This window comes from Rhizobium ecuadorense (genome assembly GCF_001187535.1).
GTDB classification, from domain to species: domain Bacteria; phylum Pseudomonadota; class Alphaproteobacteria; order Rhizobiales; family Rhizobiaceae; genus Rhizobium; species Rhizobium ecuadorense.
In genome coordinates this window covers 1-209 of record NZ_LFIO01001244.1, presented here as the reverse complement: position 1 = coordinate 209, position 209 = coordinate 1, and the positions used below count along the sequence as shown (strand labels likewise).

General features: G+C 61.7%; 1 pseudogene. It reads left to right on the top strand.

Annotated features, from left to right (window positions below):
- A pseudogene (locus AF337_RS25835) lies at positions 1-209 on the top strand (amino acid permease); the annotation flags it as partial.

Below are 209 nucleotides of genomic sequence, written 5' to 3'. Positions count from 1 at the left end.
GAACCGCTATTTCTTCGCCCTTGGCCGTGAAGGCCTGGCCGCACAGGTGCTTGGCAAGGTTCACGCCAAGCATGGCTCACCCTATGCTGCAGGTCTGCTGCAAAGCCTGATCGCGGCCGTCGTCCTTGGCCTGTTCGTGATCTTCGGCGCCGATCCTTACACCGTCGTGTTCTCGTGGATGGCGGCGCTTGCGGGTATCGGTATCCTGC